Annotated in this window: 2 protein-coding genes; both read right to left on the reverse strand. The window is 44.3% G+C overall.

The window, feature by feature from the left end; all coding sequences use genetic code 11:
* Positions 1 to 276: isoaspartyl peptidase/L-asparaginase (locus BG32_RS07010; protein ID WP_183084307.1), on the reverse strand; the 276-nt coding region annotated here is incomplete at its 3' end.
* 163 nt (positions 277 to 439) lie between these two features.
* Positions 440 to 1,306, reverse strand: coding sequence for a MurR/RpiR family transcriptional regulator (locus BG32_RS07015; protein WP_259459579.1), 867 nt, complete (start codon positions 1,304 to 1,306; stop codon positions 440 to 442).
* Positions 1,307 to 1,404 lie beyond the last annotated feature (98 nt).

Below are 1,404 nucleotides of genomic sequence, written 5' to 3' on the forward strand. Positions count from 1 at the left end.
ACCGGAAACAGCTCCCGCATTTAAATTATTGTCCATTATCGCAGCATCCATTTCGATATCGCCGCGATAAGTAAGCACCGATCCCCTGCCACAGTTGAAGGTCGGGTCCTCTTCCATCACGGACACGGCGGTAACAACGGCTTCTTCTGCGCTGTTTATCTTCTCGAGAGTTAGAAATCCTTGCCTGACTGCCTCTTCGATTCCCCTTCTGTGTTCATCGGCGTCAGTTACGCTCTTGAAACTTCCGGTACCGCCGTGCACAATGATGGCCTTCATACAAACACCTCGTTTCAAGCAAAAGAATCTTCCTTGATTAAAACTAGAACACTCCTCTCAAAAAAAAGAACTCAGATGCCACAGCGGGCTAAATCAATTCCCCTCTTCGATTCCCTTAATCTTCTTTTCAGTAATTAGATGCATTCACGAGCAAACGATGAATCTACTTGTTCTTGCCGTCAATCTTTATTGCTTTGTATCCTCTCTCCTCTACCTCAAACAGCCTTTTCATCTCCTCCATACCGGTCTTCTTTTCGCTTAGGATGATGAAGTTACCTATCATTTCCGCGACCGCTATGGGACCAACGAAGGAGTTTCCAAAGAGAAGTGAATTGTTCTCACACAGAATCGACGAATAGGCTTTCGAGTAGACCGGACAGTCAACGGAATCTGTAACGAGAAGAGTCCTCACATTTCTCTCCAGTGCAAAGTCGACCATGTATTCCACTTCTTTTGAATATGGAGGAAAGGTCATCACTATCAAAGCGTCATTTCTTTCCATGAGCTTTATTTTGAAGGAAAAGTCGGAGACCGATCCAGAAAGCAACCAGGTTGGCTTCCGCTGAAGAACGGAGATTGTGTACCGCATCAGCGAGACCACGTGTTTTGTTGCGCCGAAGCCCCCAAAATAGATGTTACTGGCTGCTCTAATAGTGTCGATCCATTTGTGAAGTTCCTCTTCTCCGATCCCGGATAAAGTATTCTTAAGGTTGTTGATCTCATTCTGTCTGAGCAATTTTAGCTGGTTTTCCACCGGGGCCCTGTCAAGTTCTGTCGTCGCGATCTTCTCATAGGGTAAAAGTTTTTTCCTGAGTTCATGCTGGATAGTCTTCTTCAGTTCATTGAATCCCGAGAAACCGAGACGTCTCGAGAATCGGACTACAGAAGCCTTGCTCGCACCGGCCATTGAGCTCAGTTCTTCAATAGACATGAACCCTACCTGAGAGTATTCTTTGAGAATGAAGGTTGCTATCCTTTTGTATGCAGGCGATAAGTCATCTTTGATTTTCGTTATCTCTTCGGATACCATTCCCATCAACCTTTCGGCAAGAAATTAGTTAATTATCTGACTCATGAAACTATCTTTTCATAATGATAGCATATTGAAACTATGTTTTCATAACAGCA

Origin of the sequence: Mesotoga sp. HF07.pep.5.2.highcov, from assembly GCF_003666285.1 — a bacterium.
In the GTDB taxonomy this organism is placed as follows: Bacteria; Thermotogota; Thermotogae; order Petrotogales; family Kosmotogaceae; genus Mesotoga; species Mesotoga prima.